Origin of the sequence: Chondromyces apiculatus DSM 436 (genome assembly GCF_000601485.1) — a bacterium.
Classification (GTDB): domain Bacteria; phylum Myxococcota_A; class Polyangia; order Polyangiales; family Polyangiaceae; genus Chondromyces; species Chondromyces apiculatus.
On record NZ_ASRX01000021.1, the window covers coordinates 17,106 to 35,118 of the forward strand.

The 18,013-nt window shown below is 70.4% G+C and carries 21 protein-coding genes; 7 read left to right on the plus strand and 14 right to left on the minus strand.

Features of this window, described 5'->3' with window-relative positions; all coding sequences use genetic code 11:
* Positions 1-114: 114 nt before the first annotated feature.
* Together CAP_RS15330 and CAP_RS15335 are read right to left on the minus strand one after the other, a co-directional pair.
* The gene (locus tag CAP_RS15330) at positions 115-867 is read right to left on the minus strand and encodes an SDR family NAD(P)-dependent oxidoreductase (protein WP_044241315.1); all 753 of its coding nucleotides are present in this window, start codon (positions 865-867) and stop codon (positions 115-117) included.
* Between the two features lie 149 nt (positions 868-1,016).
* Positions 1,017-1,901 (minus strand): alpha/beta fold hydrolase, encoded by an 885-nt coding sequence (locus CAP_RS15335; RefSeq protein WP_044241316.1) that lies wholly within the window; start codon positions 1,899-1,901, stop codon positions 1,017-1,019.
* 136 nt (positions 1,902-2,037) lie between these two features.
* Between CAP_RS15335 and CAP_RS15340 the strand changes: the two genes are divergently transcribed.
* The 4 genes from CAP_RS15340 (at position 2,038) to CAP_RS50425 (ending at position 5,245) form a co-directional block, all read left to right on the plus strand.
* Positions 2,038-2,967, plus strand: a complete 930-nt coding sequence (locus CAP_RS15340; RefSeq protein WP_044241457.1) for a LysR family transcriptional regulator — start codon at positions 2,038-2,040, stop codon at positions 2,965-2,967.
* Positions 2,968-2,999: 32 nt separating this feature from the next.
* The gene (locus CAP_RS15345; RefSeq protein WP_044241318.1) at positions 3,000-3,809 is read left to right on the plus strand and encodes a hypothetical protein; all 810 of its coding nucleotides are present in this window, start codon (positions 3,000-3,002) and stop codon (positions 3,807-3,809) included.
* 222 nt (positions 3,810-4,031) lie between these two features.
* Positions 4,032-4,274 carry a hypothetical protein gene (locus CAP_RS15350; protein WP_156040839.1) on the plus strand — a complete coding sequence of 81 codons (243 nt, stop codon included), beginning with the start codon at positions 4,032-4,034 and terminating at the stop codon, positions 4,272-4,274.
* Positions 4,275-4,357: 83 nt separating this feature from the next.
* A complete protein-coding gene (locus tag CAP_RS50425) occupies positions 4,358-5,245 on the plus strand; it encodes a hypothetical protein (protein WP_156040840.1) in 888 nt (295 codons plus the stop codon).
* On the opposite strand, the gene CAP_RS15360 is transcribed toward CAP_RS50425, so the two are convergent.
* From CAP_RS15360 to CAP_RS44670, 6 genes are all read right to left on the minus strand, one after another.
* Positions 5,217-6,416, minus strand: coding sequence for a cytochrome P450 (locus CAP_RS15360; RefSeq protein WP_052375314.1), 1,200 nt, complete (start codon positions 6,414-6,416; stop codon positions 5,217-5,219). The two genes, CAP_RS50425 and CAP_RS15360, sit on opposite strands and share 29 nt — an antisense overlap.
* A 78-nt stretch (positions 6,417-6,494) precedes the next feature.
* A complete protein-coding gene (locus CAP_RS15365) occupies positions 6,495-6,821 on the minus strand; it encodes a 2Fe-2S iron-sulfur cluster-binding protein (protein WP_044241321.1) in 327 nt (108 codons plus the stop codon).
* Between the two features lie 235 nt (positions 6,822-7,056).
* Entirely contained in the window at positions 7,057-9,384 is a 2,328-nt protein-coding gene (locus CAP_RS15370) for an Lcl domain-containing protein (protein ID WP_156040841.1), read from the minus strand.
* Positions 9,329-10,060 (minus strand): MYXO-CTERM sorting domain-containing protein, encoded by a 732-nt coding sequence (locus CAP_RS15375; RefSeq protein ID WP_044241324.1) that lies wholly within the window; start codon positions 10,058-10,060, stop codon positions 9,329-9,331. Before CAP_RS15375 ends, CAP_RS15370 begins: the two co-directional genes overlap by 56 nt.
* A 126-nt stretch (positions 10,061-10,186) precedes the next feature.
* Positions 10,187-10,927, minus strand: a complete 741-nt coding sequence (locus CAP_RS15380) for an MYXO-CTERM sorting domain-containing protein (RefSeq protein WP_044241325.1) — start codon at positions 10,925-10,927, stop codon at positions 10,187-10,189.
* Positions 10,854-11,636 carry a hypothetical protein gene (locus tag CAP_RS44670; protein ID WP_052375316.1) on the minus strand — a complete coding sequence of 261 codons (783 nt, stop codon included), beginning with the start codon at positions 11,634-11,636 and terminating at the stop codon, positions 10,854-10,856. The genes CAP_RS15380 and CAP_RS44670 overlap by 74 nt, the downstream gene beginning before the upstream one ends.
* A gap of 116 nt (positions 11,637-11,752) precedes the next feature.
* Here CAP_RS44670 and CAP_RS15395 point away from each other — a divergent pair, with 116 nt between their 5' ends.
* On the plus strand, positions 11,753-12,139 hold the full coding sequence (locus CAP_RS15395; protein ID WP_044241326.1) for a Spx/MgsR family RNA polymerase-binding regulatory protein: 387 nt from the start codon (positions 11,753-11,755) through the stop codon (positions 12,137-12,139).
* Positions 12,140-12,170: 31 nt separating this feature from the next.
* Here CAP_RS15395 and CAP_RS44675 read toward each other — a convergent pair whose 3' ends face one another.
* Entirely contained in the window at positions 12,171-13,028 is an 858-nt protein-coding gene (locus CAP_RS44675) for a diacylglycerol/lipid kinase family protein (RefSeq protein ID WP_052375319.1), read from the minus strand.
* Between the two features lie 109 nt (positions 13,029-13,137).
* Between CAP_RS44675 and surE the strand changes: the two genes are divergently transcribed.
* Positions 13,138-13,857, plus strand: a complete 720-nt coding sequence (gene surE / locus CAP_RS15405) for a 5'/3'-nucleotidase SurE (RefSeq protein WP_044241327.1) — start codon at positions 13,138-13,140, stop codon at positions 13,855-13,857.
* 58 nt (positions 13,858-13,915) lie between these two features.
* On the opposite strand, the gene catB is transcribed toward surE, so the two are convergent.
* Positions 13,916-14,560 (minus strand): type B chloramphenicol O-acetyltransferase, encoded by a 645-nt coding sequence (catB, locus tag CAP_RS15410; RefSeq protein WP_044241328.1) that lies wholly within the window; start codon positions 14,558-14,560, stop codon positions 13,916-13,918.
* A 204-nt stretch (positions 14,561-14,764) separates the two neighbouring features.
* Here catB and CAP_RS15415 point away from each other — a divergent pair, with 204 nt between their 5' ends.
* A complete protein-coding gene (locus tag CAP_RS15415) occupies positions 14,765-15,409 on the plus strand; it encodes a glutathione S-transferase family protein (RefSeq protein ID WP_044241329.1) in 645 nt (214 codons plus the stop codon).
* A 78-nt stretch (positions 15,410-15,487) separates the two neighbouring features.
* Here CAP_RS15415 and CAP_RS15420 read toward each other — a convergent pair whose 3' ends face one another.
* From CAP_RS15420 to CAP_RS15435, 4 genes are all read right to left on the minus strand, one after another.
* Positions 15,488-16,582 (minus strand): oxidoreductase, encoded by a 1,095-nt coding sequence (locus CAP_RS15420; RefSeq protein ID WP_231511492.1) that lies wholly within the window; start codon positions 16,580-16,582, stop codon positions 15,488-15,490.
* A gap of 70 nt (positions 16,583-16,652) precedes the next feature.
* A complete protein-coding gene (locus tag CAP_RS52325) occupies positions 16,653-17,141 on the minus strand; it encodes a thioredoxin family protein (protein WP_052375321.1) in 489 nt (162 codons plus the stop codon).
* 239 nt (positions 17,142-17,380) lie between these two features.
* Positions 17,381-17,599, minus strand: coding sequence for a hypothetical protein (locus CAP_RS15430; protein ID WP_044241332.1), 219 nt, complete (start codon positions 17,597-17,599; stop codon positions 17,381-17,383).
* Between the two features lie 4 nt (positions 17,600-17,603).
* Positions 17,604-17,996: a c-type cytochrome gene (locus CAP_RS15435; RefSeq protein WP_044241467.1), complete on the minus strand. Its 393-nt coding sequence runs from the start codon at positions 17,994-17,996 to the stop codon at positions 17,604-17,606.
* Positions 17,997-18,013: the final 17 nt, after the last annotated feature.

Genomic DNA, 18,013 nt, shown 5'->3' on the forward strand with positions numbered 1-18,013 from the left:
GAATCGAGACGTTCCCGCGGGTGTCGGGGCGTGATCGTACTTCACGCACCTCCGGCAGAGAAGGCGCACCGCGGTGACCACGCAGTCGGCGCGCGGTGTCGCGGCGCCATGCGGTCAGCGCGCGGTGAGGCCGCCGTCGATGAGGTGGACGCTGCCGGTGATGAAGGCGGCGCGGTCGGAGAGGAGGAAGCTGGTCAGCTCGGCGACCTCCTCGGGGCGGCCCATGCGGCCCACGGGGTGCTGGGCGGCGATCTCGGCGCGCGCGTCGTCGGGGAGGGTGCGCATGGACTCGGTCGCGATGAAGCCGGGGGCGATGGCGGTGACGCGGATGTTGCGGGCGGCGTATTCGAGGGCGGTGGCCCTGGTGAGGCCGATGATGGCGTGCTTCGCGGCGACGTAGGCGGGGGTGCCGGGCTGGCCGACGACGCCGGCGCCGGAGGACATGTTGACGATGGCGCCGCCGCCGCTGGCGAGCATGGCGGGGATCTCGTACTTCATGCCGAAGAAGACGCCGCCGAGGTCGATGGCGAGGACCTGGTTCCAGGTCTGGATGTCGTAGTCGGCGGTGTCGACCTCGTGGGGGCCGGTGATGCCGGCGTTGTTGACGGCGAGGTGGAGGGCGCCGAAGCGCTTCACGGTGGCGGCGACCAAGGCCTCGACGGCGCGGGGGTCGGAGACGTCGGTCTGGAGGACCTGGGTGCGGGCGCCAGTGGGGTCGAGGCGGTGGGCCACCGCGGAGGCGCGGTCGGCATCGGTGTCGGCGAGGACGACGCGGGCGCCCTCGGCGTGGAGCTTCACAGCGATGGCTTCGCCGAGGCCGGCGGCGGCGCCGGTGACGAGGGCGACTTTGTCTGCGTGGTCGGACATGGCGGGCTCCTGCGAGGAAGGGTAGGGGGCTGGAGGTCGGACCAGCATTGCTCCCGCAGAGGGATCGTCAAGGTGGGGTGGGGCAGGGCGCGCGGGGGCAGGGCGCGCGGGGGGCGGCGCGGCGTTCACTGCGGCACGCACCGCGGCGCTCAGCCGATGAAGTCGACGAGGGCGGGGATCACGGCCTTCGGGGCTTCTTCCAGGAGCCAGTGGCCGGAGCCGGCGAAGACCTGGCCGCGGACGTTGGTGGCGACCTGCTCGACCTGGGTGACGAGGAAGGGGCCGCCAGAGACCTCGCCGGCGAGGACGAGGATGGGCATGGGGAGAGGGGTCCTGGCCAGCTCGGCGAAGTCGCGGGCGTCCTGCTCGAAGGCGCGGAAGTAGGAGAAGCCGGCGCGCATGCCGCCGGGCTGGGCGTAGGACTCGGCGTAGAGGGCTCGGTCGGACTCCGGGATGGAGCGGGTGCGGTCGGCGGCGAAGTCGTTCCAGAAGTGCTCGAAGTAGATGCGCTCGCGGCCGGCGACGAGGGCGAGGGGGACCTCGCCGTAAAAGTGGAAGTGCCACATGTCGCGGAGGAGCCAGACGTCCTTCCAGGTGCCGATGCCCGGGAGGAAGGCGTCCATGAGCACCACGCGTTCGGTCGCGTCGGGGAACTGGGCGGCGTAGGCGTAGGCGACCATCATGCCGATGTCGTGGCCGACGATGGCGACGCGGTCGAAGCCGAGGCTCGCGACGAGGGCGTGGATGTCGACGGCGAGGGTCTTCTTGTCGTAGCCGGACTCCGGCCTGGCCGAGGCGCCGGCGCCGCGCAGGTCGGGGACGATGACGGTGTGGCGCTGCGCGAGGAGCGGCATGACGGGGGACCACATGTGGCCGGTCTGGGTGTAGCCATGCAGGAGGACGACGGGGGTGCCCTCGCCGCCAATGAGGTAACGCAATCGGACGCCATTGACGTCGGCGAAGCGTTCGGTGAAATCGTGGGGGGTGGGGGTCGCGGTGTTGCTCGCGGTGGCGGGGGTTGCAGTGGTGTTCATGGGAGCCTCCTCGGGACGCTTCGTTCGGCGGCGCCCTGTGCGCCAGCCTCTGAACACACCGTAGGCTTCAGCTTCGTTTGGTGGAAGGGCCGGGGCGTTGATTCATCGTTCAGCTTTTGTGAAGATGGGCGGTGCGATGGACAGGCTCCGGGCGTTCGAGGTGTTCGTGACGGTGGTGGCCAGGGGGAGCTTCACGCGGGCTGCCGAGGCGCTGGATACGTCTCCGGCGAACGTGACGCGGTACGTGAACGAGCTGGAGGCGCACCTCGGGACGCGGCTCCTGAACCGCAGCTCGCGCAAGCTGTCCCTGACGGAGAGCGGGGAGGCGCTCTACGAGCGGGGACGGGCGATCCTCGACGAGGTGGCGGAGGCGGAGGCGGCGGCATCGTCGGCGTCGGTGCAGCCGCGGGGGAGGCTGCGGATCAATGCGCCGCTGAGCTTCGGGATCCTGCACCTCGCGCCGCTGTGGCCGCGCTTCATGGAGGCGCACCCCGAGGTGGAGCTGGACGTGTCGCTGGGGGACCGGGTGGTGGACCTGGTGGAGGAGGGATATGACCTGGCGATCCGCATCTCGCGGGGAGGGTCGACGACGCACGTGGCCCGCAAGCTGGCGGCGTCGCGCAACGTGGTGTGCGCGTCACCTGCGTATCTGCGACGGTATGGGCGCCCGGAGGTGCCCGCGGATCTCGGGGCGCACCGGTGCGTGCGGTATACGTATGCGGCCATGGCCGACGAGTGGCACTTCACGGACGAGGCGGGGAAGGTGCACGTGGTGAAGGTGAGCTGCGTGATGCACACGAACAACGGGGACACGGCGAGGGCCATGGCGCTCGCGGGGCAGGGGATCACCTGGCAGCCGACGTTCCTGATCGGCGAGGATCTGCGGGAGGGGAGGCTCGTGGCGCTGATGCCGGGATACCGTCTTCCGGACATCGACGTGCTGGCCATCTACCCGAGCCGGCGCCACCTGAGTGCGAAGGTGCGGGTGATGGTGGACTTCCTCGCGGAGGCGTTCCGGGGGATGCCTCCGTGGGACAGGGCGGGGAGCAAGAAGCGCGCTGGCTGAAGGGCAGGGCTTCACGTAGGGTCGGGAGCACCATGATCTCCGGGAATCTGGCGGCGAAGCTCTGGGCCGGAGTGACGGCCGGCGGGATATTCCTCGTCTTCATCGGGGGGTTCGTGCTCTTGCCGGCCGTCATCTTTGCGCTGATCAGCCGCTCGGAGCGGCGAGCTATGGAGCGGCTGCGGAGGGAGGGCACGCGCTGCCAGGTGATCGTGAAGAGCTACCGGCGGATCAGCATGACGCAGCACCGGGTGCTGTTCGAGCTGCTCCTGCCGGAGGGGCGGCTCGGCCGCGAGTACGTGGTCGTTGGCCTGGCCGATGAGGACCTCGCCAACTGGACGGTTTTGCAGGTGCCGCTGGCGGCGTATGCCCGCGCGGATGCGGCGACGATCGCGCTGGATGCCGTGCCCCTGCCGGCGCGTCGGTCGATACTGCCGGTGATCTTCGGCGCGGTCCTGGTGACTTCGCTGGGGATCGTGGGGATCTTTGCCTTCCTGCACGAGGATGATGAAGGGGCGCTCAAGCCGGAGCTGCGCGCGCTGTGTGCGGCAATGCGTGGCCATCGCATCGATGTGGCGAACGTGATGGTGCTGCGCCGGGCCCCGACGGGCATCGCCCAGAGGGCGCTGGTCGATTTCGACGGGGAGCCTTACGAGATGCAGCTTCACGCGGCGGCGGCGGCGGCGACGGCGACGGCGACGGTGACGGTGACGGCCCCGAAGGCACCGGACTGTCTGAGGCACGGCAAGGTGGAACTGTGCCCGGGGGAGGACAGCGAGAACCACTTCGAGAGGGTGGTCATGAAGCCGGGCGTCCGCGCGGCGTTTGCTGCTTACGCAAGGTGACGGCGTCAGGGTAGCGGCGCGTGGCGCTCGAAGTACCTGGGGCTCCCGGGGCCGCACGCCAGACCGCACGCCAGGACGAAGCGCTCCGTCATTGCTGGCAATGGTGAGGCGATCGGCAGAGCTTTCCTGGAAGCCGCCGAGGGGCTCGATGAGGAGCGGGCCACTGTCTATGCGGATCTGGTGGTAATGTTCATGAACGAGGCGGCGCGGAGGAGTCTGAAGATGATGTCGAACAGCGGTTACGTGATCCAGAGTGCCTTGGTGCGCGCGTGGGTGGAGAAGGGGGCAGTCGCCTCCAAGGCTCAGGATGTGATCGCGGTTCTGGAGGCGCGGGGGCTGGACGTTCCTGCCGCGGTGCGGGAGCGGGTGCTCGCGAGCCAGGAGCTTGCGGAGCTTGAGCTGTGGATTCGCCGCGCTGCGGTGGTCGTTACCGCGGAGCAACTCTTCGAGGGGACGAGGTCCTGAACGGTATGACGTCGCGCTGGCGGCGGGCGTGTTGCGTCGAGCCTCCAGCGCAACCTGTCGGGTGATGGCGTTTCAGCATGGTCATGTCTCGGTTTCCCTGCCAGGCAGTTCCGGCGCTCCGGGCGCGCGTTGAAGGCTTCCTCCGTAGCCATGGGCTCCTCGATGGGCGGGCGCGTCTGGATGTCGATGTTCACGGCCTGAACCTCGCGGAGTTCCTGCTGGCGGCGCTGCGGTACACGCGAGAGGCGTATCCGTGGGTCGATAGGGAGGAGGAGATGCTGGTGCAGGGGAGGCGGGGGGAAGGGAAGCTGGGGAAGGTGCCTCAGGTGAACCTGGCCGATGCGGCGCTCACGCTGTGGCAGGCGCTGGACAGCGGGGTGCCGAGCGTGGACATGTGCATGGCGGCGCTGTGGCGGGTGGTGCCATTCGAGGTGAGCGTGGGGGAGTGCGGGCGGCGGCGGCCGAAGCCGCAGTGTTACCGCTGGGTGCTCGCTGGCGAGGAGGAGGGGCGCGGGGTCACGGATGGGTGGCTGGAGGAGCGCGTCTTCGGGGTGGTGGCCGAGGAGGGGTGGCTGGAGGAGATGGCAGGCCGCGACGAGGTCTTCAGGGAGGTGCTGCCGCCGAGCGAGAGCAGTGTCGCGTTCGTGGAGATCGAGGCAGGGGCCGCGGTGGCGCTCGTGCAGGCTCTGTTCGCCGGGGCAGGTGGCGTCGGGCGCGGGCGCGGGCGCGCGTCGCGGGAGCAGGTGGAGGCGCTGGTCGGGCTGTTCGGGGAAAGGACGCGCGCTTTTGCGCCACGCGGGATGGTGCTCGCAGCCACGGGGGAGCTGTCGGAGGGGGAGGCGCGCCGGCGGGCGGCTCAGGAGACGGGCCGGGGGGAATGGGGGAGCGCCGCGTGCGTGGTGGTGTCCGATGGGAGGCGCGTGGCGTTCGTGGAGAGCAGTCCTACTTCCAGAGCAGGGGCAGGGTGGTGATTGCCAGGTTGAAGCCGCCCATGAAGCGCGGCGGTGCCTGAGGGTCGAGGCGGAATGGCGGGATGCGCTTCAGCCACTCCTGGTAGAAGACCTTCATCTCCAGGCGGGCGAGGTTCAGGCCGACGCAGCGGTGGGGGCCCGTGTTGAAGGTCATGTGCGGCTCCGTCCGGCCGAGGATGAATTGCTCGGGGTTCGGGAACGCGGTGTCGTCGTAGTTGGCCGCGGGCAGGAGCAAGAGCACCATGTCGCCCTGCTTGAGCTGGACGCCGTGGCAGACCTCGTCGCGGGTCAGCCGTCGGGGCGTGGAGGCGATGCCGTAGAGGCGCAGCAGCTCCTCGATGGCGCCGGGCAGGAGGCTGGGGTCGGCGCGGAGCTTCGCTTGCAGCTCCTGGTCGCGCGCGAGGTGCCGGACGCCGAAGCTCAGGGCGTTGACCACGGTCTCCAGGCCCCCGAGGAAGAGGGTGACGCTGTAGCCCAGCATCTCCTGGAAGGTGGGGGGGTGGCCCTGGATGGTCGCGTCGAGGAGGCGGCTGATCAGATCCTCCTCGCGCTTCTCTTGCCGGGACTTGATGGTCTCCGCGAGGATCCCGGCGATCTGCTTGAAGGTCGCGGAGCGGGTCTCGTGGTCCACCGTGGCGGACGTGGCCTGGGTGGCGAGGTGTCGGAACTCCACGAGGCGGTCGGTCGGCATGCCGGCGAGCTTCATGAACAGGGTGACGGGGAGCGGCTCGGCGATGTCCGAGAAGAAATCGCAGCGCCCCGCGTCGAGCACCTGGTCGATGAGCTCGTTGGTCATGGCCCGGATCGCCGCCTCGAGCCCGGCCAGGGATTTGGCGGAAAGCGGCTGGTTGAGCGGCGCGCGGTAGGCCGTGTGCTCCGGTGGATCCGTCATGATGGGGAGCATCCTGAAACCCTGCTCCGGCTCCGGCTGCCCCTCGGGGGCGAGCCTGAAGACGTTGCTGTAGACCGCGGGGTTCATGGTGATGTCCATGATCAGCTTCTTCCGGGTCGCGAACCACTGGCCACCATTGCATGGTGAGAAGAAGAGGGGCGGCGCTTCGAGGATCAGGGAGCGCATCCGGGCGTGCGGATCTTCGAGCATTCGCGGATCCCTGGCGTTGTCGTAGTCGTAGACCAGCTCCGGTGGGACGTGCGCGGGGATCGTGTCCAATCTGTGGCTTCCGCTATCGGGTTGCATGTTCGAACCTCTCTGGGTGCTGGGAGAAATGCACGGTGGCCTGTCCGGCCCTCACTCTTCCGTCTGCGAGACGGGGAGACGGGCCACGAGGCCATCCAGCGCCGGGGTCACCTGGAGCTGACAGGTCAGCCGGCTGCTGGGTCGCACGTGGAAGGCGCATTCGATCATGCCCTCTTCCGCCACGTCGGGCGGGGGGAGCTTCCCCAGCCAGGGCTCGTCGATGTAGGCGTGGCAGGTCGCGCAGCTCGCGAAGCCTCCGCACTCGGCGAGGATGCCGGGCACGAGGTTGTTCACCGCCGCCTGCATGACGGATTGCCCCTCCTCGGCCTCGACCTCGTGCTCCTTCCCGTCTGCCTCGATGAACGTAATCCTCACCATGGGTCTCCTGGGTTCCTGAGGTGCGGCCCGTCAGCGAGCCCACGCGAGAACCCTTGAGACAGGTGACTTAAAAGTCAACTGACTGAAACCGGCGTCTCACCTCGTGCTCCGGGGGGATGCCGTACATCTCGGGTGTAGCTTCCTGGCAGGGCCGTCGGCGCCGGGAGCTACGGATGGGCCAGGAGCTGGTGAGCGCCTGCAGCCGGCAGCCGGCAGCGGCGTGCGCCGAGGCGGGTCACTCTTCCCAGCGCGGGACCTCGACGAGCCGGCCCTCGCGCCAGACGGTCACCTGCGTTCGCGTCTTGCCCGCGCCCTCGGCCCGCTGGCGCCACGTCCCGGTGCGCTTCCCCTGCTGGTACGCGCCGGACTCCACCACGTGCCCCTGCTCGTTCCAGCGGGTGTAGGTGCCATGCGCGACGCCATCCCGCCGCTCGGTCTCCTCGCGCTTGGTGCCGTTCGCATGGAAGTGGGTCTCGCGCGTCGGGGTGCGCGCCCAGTGCGCCGATGCATCGCGGTAGTCGTGTTCGACCTCGCGGCCGCGGTCGTAGACGAGGCGCAGCGTGAGGGCACCGGAGGCGCTCCAGACCTTCATCTCGCCGTGCCGTAGATCGCGCTGGTAGGGTTCCTCGCGGCTCAGTTGCGCGCCCGTCCACTGGCGCCACACGCCCGTGCCGCGGGCGAACGTGCCCTCGCTCCGGGTGGCGCCGTCGGTCCCGCGCCACGTTCCGTCCCGTAGCCCGTCCGCATAGCGCCCGCTCTCGCCGCCGACCGTCGCAGCACCGTGCAGCATGCCCTTGCGGAACGTGGCCTTCGCCACCACGTCCTTGCCCCGGAGGTGCGTCCACACGCCATCCCACGTGCCGTCCGCGTACGCACCGCGGACCGTGCTCTCGCCGCGCTGGATCTCGGCCGGACCGCGCAGCACCCCGGCGGTCGCGGTGGCGGTCACGCGCATCTCCTCCGCCGTGATCGTGATGGCTCCATCGAGGCGGCCGCGGTGGAACGTGAGCGTCGCGAGCACCTTGCCGTCACGCGCGTGGAAGGTCGCCGGGCCCTCGGGCACGCCGTCGACCCTGCGCACCTCGGAGGCCGGTCGGCCATCGGGGTAGAGCGAGCGCGTGCCATCCCAGGCGAGCTGGCCGGGTTCCCAGTACCGCTTCGCGCCGTCGGCGAAGACCTCGCCGCTGGGATAGGAGCGCGTCCCCGTCAGGCGCGGGCGCGGGCGTGGTTGTACGCAGACCACGGCTCCGACAGTGGCCAGCTCGCGCACGCTCGCCATCGCGGGATCGTCGAGGTGCTCCGAGTCCGCCGACCACACCGGCATCTCGTCGTCGCGATCGGGGTCGAGGAGCCGCTCACGCGATCGCAGCTCCGCTCCGGTGGCCAGTCGCCAGGGGGCCGCGCAAGAACGCTTCGCTTCGGCGTGAGAGGTCGCGGTGCGGGGTTGCTTCGACCACGCGAGCCCGGCGTCGGGGTCGACCATCTCGGTGGCCGTCTCGGAGAATGCCTTCGACACCAGGATGCGGCGGGCGGCGGCGAGGTGACCGGCGACGCAGCGCACGAGGTACGGGCCGAAGGGGCCCGGGTCGTCGTAGTGGGTGTCCGCGAGCGTTCCGTCGCCGTACGACACCACGTACGGCTCGCTTTCCTGCCCGTCGCCCCCGGTCCAGTACCAGTCGTTGGCGTCGGAGGGCAGGAGATCGACGCCGTGGCCCGTCCGGTCGAACAGCGTCTCGACCTCGGCGGGGCTCGGGACGCGCCAGTCGTCGCGGCCACCGAGGGCGAGCGCCTCGCAGTACTCGTGCGCGGCGCCCTCGGCGAGGGGTCGGGGCGACGCTCCGTGCTGCCAGAGGAGGCCAGTCGCAGCGTCGGTCACCACGTCGCCGCGGCGTTCCAGCGCCGGCCGCGCGGGAGCGAGCCATCGCCGCGCCGTCTGGGCGGGACCGAGCTGCTCCGCCAGCAGGGGGAGAGCGTCGAAGGGCGCCGCGTAGCTCAGGGTCAGGGAGGTGGGTCGTAGCAGGATGCCGTCGTCGCCCGTCTTCGCATGAAGCCCGAACACGGCGACGCGCGTGCCCGGTTGCAGCAACGCGAGGTCTCCAGCATAGGGCGCGCGGACCTCGCAGGCAGGATCTGCCCCGGGGCGCGGTGAACGCGCGTCGAACCAGAGAAGGCCGCCGCTCGGGTCTTCGTCGTCATCCCGCGTCGTCGGGCGCAGCATGGCCTCGGCATGAACCAGCACGCGCGTCGTCGTCCAGCACGGCTCGACGTGGCGATCCGCGAACAGCACGGTGCCGGCGACCGCGAGCTGCGCCGAGGCGATGCGCTGCGCTGGCGCGATGCGCTCCGCTGACGCGATGGCGGCGGGTGGCTGCACCGCCTGCGAGGTGGGCGCCGGGATCGACGAGGTTGGCCTCAGGGAGCCCGATGCGCTGCACCCGGTGACCATCGAGACGAGGAGCAGGCCACGAAGCGACACCGGGGGTAAAAAGCCCGGACACTTGCGGGCGTCAATGTCGTCGGGGGCGACGTCCGGTGGCTGGATCGAGGTGAGAGAGCGGGCCACGGAGGGCGCGGCGGGGATGGTCGGTACGTCGTGACCTGGACTGGCGTCGCCGGAGGAGCAGGGCGGCGGTGGCGAGCAGGGCAGGGATACCCCAGGAAGGCGATGCCGCGGGGGTGAGGGCGCAGGTGCAGCCGCCTGGCTTCGCAGCGGAGCCCGAGGGCGTGGAAGCGCTCGGAGGGGAGGAAGAGGCAGCGCTGGCGGTGGACGAGGCCGTCACCGAGGAAGCTGCGGGGGCGGGGAGGGGAAGCCGGGCCACGGGCGCGCTGCCGGCTCCGAGCTGGGGGAGATCCTCCTTCGAGGCTTCGCCGAGGAGCTTGCTGCGGGTGCAGAGGCTCGCCGAGGTGACGCCTTCCCTGTAGCGGTCGGTGTAGAGGAGCCATTCCTGGCCCTCCTTGAAGCGCAGGCCGCACATGGCGTCGGTGGCGTCGGTGCTGACCTCGAAGCGCTCGGTGACGGCACCCTTCCACACCTTCGTCACGGTGAAGGTGGCCAGGAGAGGGGCGTACGGGTCGTTGCTGGCGGGGGCCAGGGCCGTGATCTTGCCCGTGAAGACATGCACGGCTTGCGCGAGGGCCTCGGCGACCGGGGGGCGCTCGCCGCAGGAGCAGGCATGGGCACGGCCAGGGAGGGAGAGGGTGAGGAGCGCGGCGAGGAGAAGGACCGCGAGAGTGCGCATGACGCCACGGTAGCAGCGACGGTAGCACCGGTGGTGTGCCTGCACGGGAGGCTCGGGGCGGCTCGGGAATGCGGCTCTGGTGAATGCGGCTCTGGTGAATGCGGCTCTGGTGAATGCGGCTTCGGATCAGCCGGTGCGCGTGGGCGCGCTCGTGCTGCGGGGGCTCCGGCCACGGCGTCGCAGGCCTACGGCGGCTGCGGCGGCGAGCGTCGCGAGGAAGCCCCAGGAGGTGGTGGCGGCGGGAGCGGGAGCGGTGGCGCACGCGCAACCTCCCGAGCCAGGCGGCAAGGGCGGAGGAGCGTTGTCCGTGGGGGCAGGCTCGGTGGGCGGTGCAGGGGCCGGGGTCGGGGATGATGGCGCGGGGGAGGCCGGGTCGTTCGTGGGGGGTGGCTCGGCAAAGGGTGGGCTGCTGCCAGGGGCCGCGGGGGTGGGGTCAGGAGGCGTGGAGGGGGCGGCAGGGGGCGGGCCCGCATCGAGCTGGGCAACGTCGTCCTTGGCGTCGGCGAGGCGCGCGGAGCGGGAGCAGAGGCTGGCCCAGAGGGTGCCGTCGTGCGCGTTCGCGTAGATGAGCCGTTCGTCGCCTTGCTTGAAGGAGAGGCCGCAGGAGGCGCCGCTGGAGGAGGTGGAGACCTCGATGGTCTTGCCCTGCACGCCCTTCCAGGCCTTGGAGACGGAGAACTTCGCGACGACGTTGCCTGCGTCCGCGGAAGGGCGGGAGACGGAGACGATCCGGCCCGCGAACACGGCGGTGGACTTCTGGAGCGCTTCCGCGACAGGCGGTGGCGCGATGCAGCTACACGCCGCGGCAGGTCGCGCGTGGGACAGGGTGACGAGGGCAGTCGCGAGGATGAAGGCCAGGGCGCGCATGGGCGGGGACTGTAGCACCGGAGGGAGCACTGGAAGGGCGGGCGCGGCGCCGGGCGACGAGGGCCAGCGCGCCGAGGGCGGCGAGCCAGAGGGGGTGAGGATCGGAGGCGTCCACAGCGAGGGCGCAGGCACACCCGCCAGCACCCGGCGCTACGGGTGAGGGTTCGTTGCCGGGAGGGGCCGGGGGAGGTGCACCGGGAGGCGAGGTAGAGGGCGTGCTGTCCGAGGGGGAAGGTGAAGGGGCGGAGGGGTCGGGGATAGGCGCGGGGGAGGGCGTGGGGGCAGGGGCAGGCGGTGGCGTGCCGGCTCCGAGCTGCGCGAGGTCCTCGGCAGCGTCGGCGAGGGGTTTGGAGCGAGAGCAGAGGCCCGTCGAGAGGGCTCCGTCATTCGTGGAGGCGTAGACCAGCCACTCGGCACCCTCGGTGAAGTAGAGACCGCAGGCGGCGCCGTCGGAGGCGGTGCGGACCTCGATGGTGGCTCCCGGAGGGCCTTTCCAGGAGGTCGAGACGTCGAACTTCACGAGGAGGGTGCTGCCAGGCGCGGCGCCCTTGACCACCGCGGTGACCTTGCCCTTGAAGACGGCCGTCGCGTCCTTCATGGCGATGGCCACGGTCCGGGGAGGGGTGCACCTGCACGCCAGGGCGTCGTTCGTCGGAGAGAGGATGGCGAGGGCGGCAGAGAAAGCGAGGGCGAAGGCCGGAATACGCATGGAGGGTCAACGTAGCACCGCGCCGGGGACGCGCCTTGCAAGGCTCACGCAAGAAGACGCCTGTCGCCGTGCGCGGCCTGCTGGTGGCAGGCCAGGGCTCTGCTAGAAGGCGCGCGATGAGCGCAACGAAGACGAAGAAGACCGAGGTGCTGGTGCTGTCGTATGCGGGGTGCGGGACGTGCAAGAAGGCCCTGAAGTGGCTCGATGCGCAGGGGGTGAGCTACCGGGTGCGGCCGATCGTGGAGGAGCCGCCGACGCCGGAGGAGCTCGGGGCGTGGGTGCCGCGGAGCGGGGTGTCGGTGCGGAAGTGGTTGAACACGAGCGGGCAGAGTTACCGGGCGCTCGGCAAGAAGAAGGTGGACGCGGCGAGCGATGCGCAGGTGACGGCGTGGCTCGCGGAGGACGGGAAGCTGGTGAAGCGGCCGGTGCTGGTGCGGGGGAAGGAGGTGCTGGTGGGGTTCAAGGAGGAGGCGTACGAGGCGCTGTTCGGAGGCCAAGGGTGAGCGAGGGCTGAGCGAGAACTGAGGCCCGAGGTCACAGGGAGGGCAGGAGGAAGCGCACGGCGGCGGGCTGGACGTGGATGTCGACCTCGCCGTCGATCCTGCGGGGGGTCTCGTCGAGGTTGGACCAGGCGCCGTCGCTGCGCAGCCGTACATGCCGGGCGCGGTGGGTGGCGTCGGTGGGGAGGCCGAGGGGCTCGCGGTCGTCGGCGCACCGGAGGTAGTCGAGGAGGGTGTGCCGGGTCTCGGGGCGGATGAGGACGAGGTCGAAGAGGCCGTCGTCGAGCCTGGCGTCGGGAGCGATGATGAGGGCTGGGCCGAAGCTGCGCATGTTCATCACGGCAGCGAGCAAGTACTCGCCAGAGAGGTCCTCTCCGTCGGCGTGAAGGTGGACGTGTCGGGGGGTGTAGTGCTCGATGGCCTCGGCGAGGAGCTCGCGGGCGTGGGGGAGCTTCTTGTGGCTGTCGGTCGCGAGCTCGCCGAGCACGTAGGCGAAGACGCCGACGCCGAAGCCCTCGAAGAAGTGCTTCTCGCCGCGGCCCTGGCGGAGGACGCCGAGATCGACGCGGCGCTCCATGGGGTGCGCGAGGCCCTTGATGGCGGGCCGGGCCTCGGCGCCGACGCCGAGGGAGCGAGCGACGTTGTTGGCAGTGCCGGTGGGGACGACAGCGAGGGGGATGTCGGTGCCGGCGAGGCGCTTGGCGACCTCGGTGACCGTGCCGTCACCGCCGGCGACGATGAGGGCCTCTTCGGGGGCGCGGATGGCCTCGGTGAGGCGGTCGATGGTCAGGGTGCGCCGGACGTCCCAGCCGATGTCGCCGAAGGTGGCGATGAGGGTGCGTTCGTCCTCGGCGGTGCCCGAGTCGGGGTTGTGCATGAGGATGGCGCGCATGGGGGGTGAGGGATGGGTATGCACATTTCGGACGCGGCGGCGCGGCGGCGCGGCAGCGAGGCAGCGAGGCAGCGTTCGCCTTGGCCGGTCTCCTGCATACCGCGGGGGCATGCGCATTCTCGTGACAAACGATGACGGCGTGTTCAGTCCGGGGCTGTGCGCGCTGGCCGAGGCAGCCTCCCGGTTCGGGGAGGTGCGCATCGTGGCGCCGGACGTGGAGCAGTCGTCGATGGCGCACGCGATCACGTCGTCGAGGCCGCTCTTGCAGCGGCGGGCGCGGGTGGGACAGTTCGATGCGTGGCGGGTGAACGGGACGCCCGCTGACTGCGTGGCCCTGGGGACGCACCTCTGGGAGAAGGTCGACCTGGTGTTCTCGGGGATCAACCTTGGGCTGAACGTGGGGAACTCGATGTGGCACTCGGGGACGCTGGCGGCGGCCAAGCAGGCCGCGCTCCTCGGGTTTCGGGGGATCGCGTTCAGCGCGCCGGAGACGGGGGACGAGCCGGATTACGGGCCACTCCGGAGCTACCTGGACACGGTGATCCGGGAGGCGATTTCACGGCCTGAGCTGAAGCTGGTGAACGTGAACTTCCCGTCGAAGCCGCGGGGGGTGCAGTGGACGTCGCAGTCGGTGCGCCACTACGACGGGCGGGTGGTGCCGGCGAAAGACCCGATGGGGCGGGAGCACTTCTGGTTCGTGCCGGTGCCGATCGAGGCGCCGGAGCCAGGGACCGATCGGTGGGCAGTGCAGGAGGGGCTGGTATCGGTGACGCCGCTGCGGCTCGACCTGACCGATCACGAGGCGCTGGGGCGGCTGCAGGCGGCGTAGGCGCTGGCGACGCGCGCCAGGCACCGTGAGGGCGGCGTCGGAGATCCCGGGCTGAATCTCAGGGGGTCTGGGCACTGTCGCGCCAGCTCTGCCAGTGCTTGTAGAGCGCGTCGATGTCGGGCGAGCAGAGGAGCTTCATGGCGCCCTTGATCCGGTCGAGCGGCCAGTCCCACCAGGCCATTTCCAGGAGCATGGCGATGTGCTCGTCGGAGAAGCGTTTGCGGATTGGCCTGGCCGGGTTGCCGCCGACGATGGTGTAGGGCTCCACGTCCTTGGTCACGAGCGCGCGGCTGCCGATCATGGCGCCGTGGCCGATGCGGATGCCGGCCATGATCATGGCCTCGGAGCCGATCCACACGTCACTTCCGACGACCGTGTCGCCAGCGCCCTGGAAGGCGTTGATGGCATCTCCGAAGGCCGGCTCCTCGGGCATGAAGAAGAAGGGGAAGGTCGTCACCCAGTCGTTCCGGTGGCCCTGGTTGCCGGCCATGATGAACGACACGCCCGTGGCGATGGAGCAGAAGCTGCCGATGATGAGCTTGTCCACGTCGGTGCGGTCGGGCATCAGGTAGCGGGCGCAATCGTCGAACGAATGCCCGTGGTAATAGCCGGAGTAATAGCTGTACCGGCCCACCGAGATGTTGGGATGGGTGACCTGTTCCGAGAGCAGCTTGCCTTTGAAGGGGCTTTCGAAGAAGTTCATGAGATCCTCGTACCTGCGTGGCGCAACGCCGCAATGGCCGCTGGCTCGCGCGTTGAATGTCGATGCGGCAGTTTGCCGACCCTGGTGGCGCTTTGCAAGGGGGCCACCCGGAGCCGGCGCGTGCGGAAGCGCGGGAGGCGGGAGCGCGAGGGCTGGAGCGCAGGCACGCACGGGGGGAGGCCGGATGGCGTAGGATGCGCGGCCATGAAGCTCTACTGTCATTTCCTCTCGGGGTACTCGCAGAAGGTGCTCATGGCATTCTACGAGAAGGGCGTGCCGTTCACGCCCGAGCTGGTGACCATGATGGATCCGGCGGGGCGGGCCTTGCTCGACAAGGTGAGCCCGTTCGGGAAGATCCCGTGTCTCGTGCTCGATGATGGCCGCACGCTCATCGAGTCGACGGTCATGATCGAGCACCTGGACGTGCATTACCCGGACTCGGGCACGCGGCTCTTTCCGGAGGGGAGGGAGGACGCGCTGGAGGCGCGCTTGCTCGATCGGGTCTTCGACCACTACGTCAACGAGCAGGTCGTCACGGTGCTGTTCGATTCGCTGAAGCCCGCGGCGGCGCGGGATCCGCAGGGGGTCGCGCGGGCGAAGGCGACGCTCGACAAGGCGTACGCCTGGCTCGAGGCGCGGCTCGCGGGGCGCACCTGGGCCGTGGGCGAGAGCTTCTCGGTCGCCGATTGCGCGGCGGCGCCGTCGCTTCTGTACGGACAGCAGATCCACCCCTTCGAGCAGCGGGGGCTGAAGGCGTACACGGCGCGGCTCGCCGAGCGTCCCTCGATGCAGCGCGTGCTGGCGGACGCGGCGCCGTTCATGTCGATCCTGCAGCCAAAGGAGGCGTGATCGTCTGCGCGGGGAGGGGGGCTCTCGTGCGCTCCCGGAGAGCCTCTCCCTGACGGCGCGGGCGCCGCTCGCGGGGCGTCAGGGCTGGGTGTCGCTGACGAAGTTCTTCCAGTGGCGCAGGTAGCCCACGAAGGTGGGGCTCACGCCGCGCGCCACCAGCTCTTCGGGGGTGAGGGGCGGGCGGCGGGGCGCCCAGCCGGGCTCGCGGGCGCGGAGGGGCCAGTCGGGGTTGGTGATGGCGGCGCGGCCGAGGGCCACCATGTCGGCGCCCTGATCGAGGACGGCCTGGGCCTCGGCAGGAGTCCAGACCTTGCCGGCGACGAGGAGGGGGATGTCGGCGGGGCAGGCGCGCCGGAAGAGGGGGATGGGGTGCTCGTCGGGGCGCTTCGCGGTGTTGCGGTGGACGTCCCAGAGGGAGATGTGGAGGAAGTCGATGCCGTCCTCGCAGAGCCAGCCCGCGGTGGTCAGGCTCTCGTCGAGGTCGAGCCCCTGGGCATTGCCGAAGTTCTCGGGGGAGAGGCGGACACCCACCAGGAACGAGGCGGGGACGGCGGCGCGCACGGCGCGGGTGGCCTCGCGGATGAGGCGGGCGCGGCCAGCGAGGTCGCCACCCCAGGCGTCGGTGCGGCGGTTCAGGGTGGCGCTGAGGAACTGGCTGAGCAGGTAACCGTGGGCGCCGTGCAGCTCGACGCCGTCGAAGCCGGCGCGGTGGGCGCGCATGGCGGCGTCGGCGAACTGCTGGATGGCGCGCGCGATGTCGGCAGGCTCGGCGGCGCGGGTGGGCTCGGGCTCGGTGTGCTCGGAGGCGCTCCAGGGCTTCTCGCCGATGAGGGAGGAAGGGGAGCGGAGGCCGCCGTGGAAGATCTGCACGATGGAGAGGGCGCCCCGTTCACGGAGGGTGGTGGCGAGGCGGGTGAGGCCGGGCAGGAGGGCGTCGTCGAAGATGCCGAGCTCGCCAGGCCAGCCTTGCCCGTCGCGCGCGATGTGGGCAGCGCAGGTGGCGACCATGCCGAAGTCACCCTGGGCGCGGACGTCGAGCCAGTGCAGCTCGTCGTCGGAGAGCGAGCCGTCGGCGTGGCTCTGGGAGTTCGTCATGGCAGCCACGGCGAGGCGGTTCTTCGCGCGGATGCCGTTGCGGAAGGCGAGGGGGGTGAAGAGGTCGGAGGTGGTCACGGCGCGGAGGCTACTCCACGCCTGCATCAGCGCGCAGCGCGCTCGGCGAGCAGCCGTGCGGGAGTCGGCGTCAGAGGGTGGGGCAGGCGCGGATCGTGTCGAGGGTGCTGCTGAGCTTCTCCTGGCTCTGCAGGCCAACGAGGCGGGCGACCTCGCTCCCCTGGGCGTCGAGAGCGAGGAAGGTCGGCAGGGAGCGGACGCCGTAGCGCGTCGCCAGGGCTTCGCCGTCGGGGTCGTCGACGTCGACCTGGTGGATGGCGCCCGCGACCGAACGGGCGCATTTCTTCTCCAGCTCGGCGACGATGGGGGCCATGCGCTTGCACGCAGGGCAGTAGCCGCTCGTGAACTCCACGAGGCGCGGCTTGCCCGTCAGGCCCTCGGCGGCGGGGGCAGCGTGGATGCTGGCGTCGCAGGCCTGCTCGCCGCTGCAAGGGATGACGGAGCCACGGAGGTTGGCGATGTAGAGCCCCGCCCCAGCAGTCAGTGCGCCGAGGACCAGCACCACGCGCCGCGGCCGGCCCAGGGCACCTCGGAATCGGTTCACAGCGTCGAGCTTCACGGGTCTCCTTCGGTGCCGCCTCGCGGCACTGCACGGTCGATGAGAAGAGCTTAACGCGGGCCAGTGGGCAGGGCCAGGGGGGTAGTCGCTCCGGTCGAGGCTGCCAAAGGGTCGTTTCGCCGTCGTTTTTCGGGAATAGGTCGGCCGCTGGCAGTACCAGGCAGGAAAAACACGCTCCGGTCGCAGTGGGCTAGGGTGAGAGACAGGGGGACCGCTTCCCGAGACCCCCCGCTCCAGGCCTAGATCTGACCGCCGATGAGCTTCGGGTCGGTGGTGGTCTCGAAGATCGTGTCGCACTGGCGACACCGGTACTTGAGCTTGATCGGCTTCACGGTGACGCCGAGCAGGAGCAGGAGGTAGCCGCCGAAGGTGTACTCGGGCTCGGCACTGACCAGGTGGTGGGTGCGGTCGTGACCACAGCGGCACTTGGGCAAGGAGGATTTGTCGTCGCTGGTCATGGGCTCATTCCGACCGGAGGGTGAGGAGGTAGGTTGCGATGTCACGCGCGTCTTTCTCGGTGACGTTGAGGCTCGGCATGCGGGTGCTCGGGTCGAGCTTCTGGGGATTCTGGATCCAGGTGACGAGGTTCTTGTAGGTATTCGGGGCAGAGCGGGCGATGTCGGCCCGGTCGGCGAACCCGAAGAGGAGCTGCGCGCTCCGCCCCTCGGCGCCAGGGACGCCGGGGATGGTGTGGCAGGTGCCGCAGCCGTAGCGCTGGATGGCCACCTTGCCCAGCTCGGGGTCACCGTCGGTGACCTCGGGCTGACGCTCGGGGCGGGTGCACCCCGTGGCGAAGGCGAGCAGCACGAGGAGCACGGGCGCTGCCCACCAGGGGACGAGCCGTATGCGGGCCATCTCGGAGGCCTTCTCGG

Bases quoted from the DNA above. Each gene is read 5' to 3' on its own strand.
- catB (WP_044241328.1), bottom strand. From the start codon at position 14,560: ATGAACTTCTTCGAAAGCCCCTTCAAAGGCAAGCTGCTCTCGGAACAG.
- CAP_RS15430 (WP_044241332.1), bottom strand. From the start codon at position 17,599: ATGACCAGCGACGACAAATCCTCCTTGCCCAAGTGCCGCTGTGGTCAC.
- CAP_RS44670 (WP_052375316.1), bottom strand. From the start codon at position 11,636: ATGCGTATTCCGGCCTTCGCCCTCGCTTTCTCTGCCGCCCTCGCCATC.
- CAP_RS15345 (WP_044241318.1), top strand. From the start codon at position 3,000: ATGATCTCCGGGAATCTGGCGGCGAAGCTCTGGGCCGGAGTGACGGCC.
- CAP_RS15350 (WP_156040839.1), top strand. From the start codon at position 4,032: ATGATGTCGAACAGCGGTTACGTGATCCAGAGTGCCTTGGTGCGCGCG.
- CAP_RS15340 (WP_044241457.1), top strand. From the start codon at position 2,038: ATGGACAGGCTCCGGGCGTTCGAGGTGTTCGTGACGGTGGTGGCCAGG.
- surE (WP_044241327.1), top strand. From the start codon at position 13,138: ATGCGCATTCTCGTGACAAACGATGACGGCGTGTTCAGTCCGGGGCTG.
- CAP_RS15365 (WP_044241321.1), bottom strand. From the start codon at position 6,821: ATGGTGAGGATTACGTTCATCGAGGCAGACGGGAAGGAGCACGAGGTC.
- CAP_RS15435 (WP_044241467.1), bottom strand. From the start codon at position 17,996: ATGGCCCGCATACGGCTCGTCCCCTGGTGGGCAGCGCCCGTGCTCCTC.
- CAP_RS15330 (WP_044241315.1), bottom strand. From the start codon at position 867: ATGTCCGACCACGCAGACAAAGTCGCCCTCGTCACCGGCGCCGCCGCC.
- CAP_RS15380 (WP_044241325.1), bottom strand. From the start codon at position 10,927: ATGCGCGCCCTGGCCTTCATCCTCGCGACTGCCCTCGTCACCCTGTCC.
- CAP_RS50425 (WP_156040840.1), top strand. From the start codon at position 4,358: ATGTCTCGGTTTCCCTGCCAGGCAGTTCCGGCGCTCCGGGCGCGCGTT.
- CAP_RS15415 (WP_044241329.1), top strand. From the start codon at position 14,765: ATGAAGCTCTACTGTCATTTCCTCTCGGGGTACTCGCAGAAGGTGCTC.
- CAP_RS44675 (WP_052375319.1), bottom strand. From the start codon at position 13,028: ATGCGCGCCATCCTCATGCACAACCCCGACTCGGGCACCGCCGAGGAC.
- CAP_RS15335 (WP_044241316.1), bottom strand. From the start codon at position 1,901: ATGAACACCACTGCAACCCCCGCCACCGCGAGCAACACCGCGACCCCC.
- CAP_RS15375 (WP_044241324.1), bottom strand. From the start codon at position 10,060: ATGCGCACTCTCGCGGTCCTTCTCCTCGCCGCGCTCCTCACCCTCTCC.
- CAP_RS15395 (WP_044241326.1), top strand. From the start codon at position 11,753: ATGAGCGCAACGAAGACGAAGAAGACCGAGGTGCTGGTGCTGTCGTAT.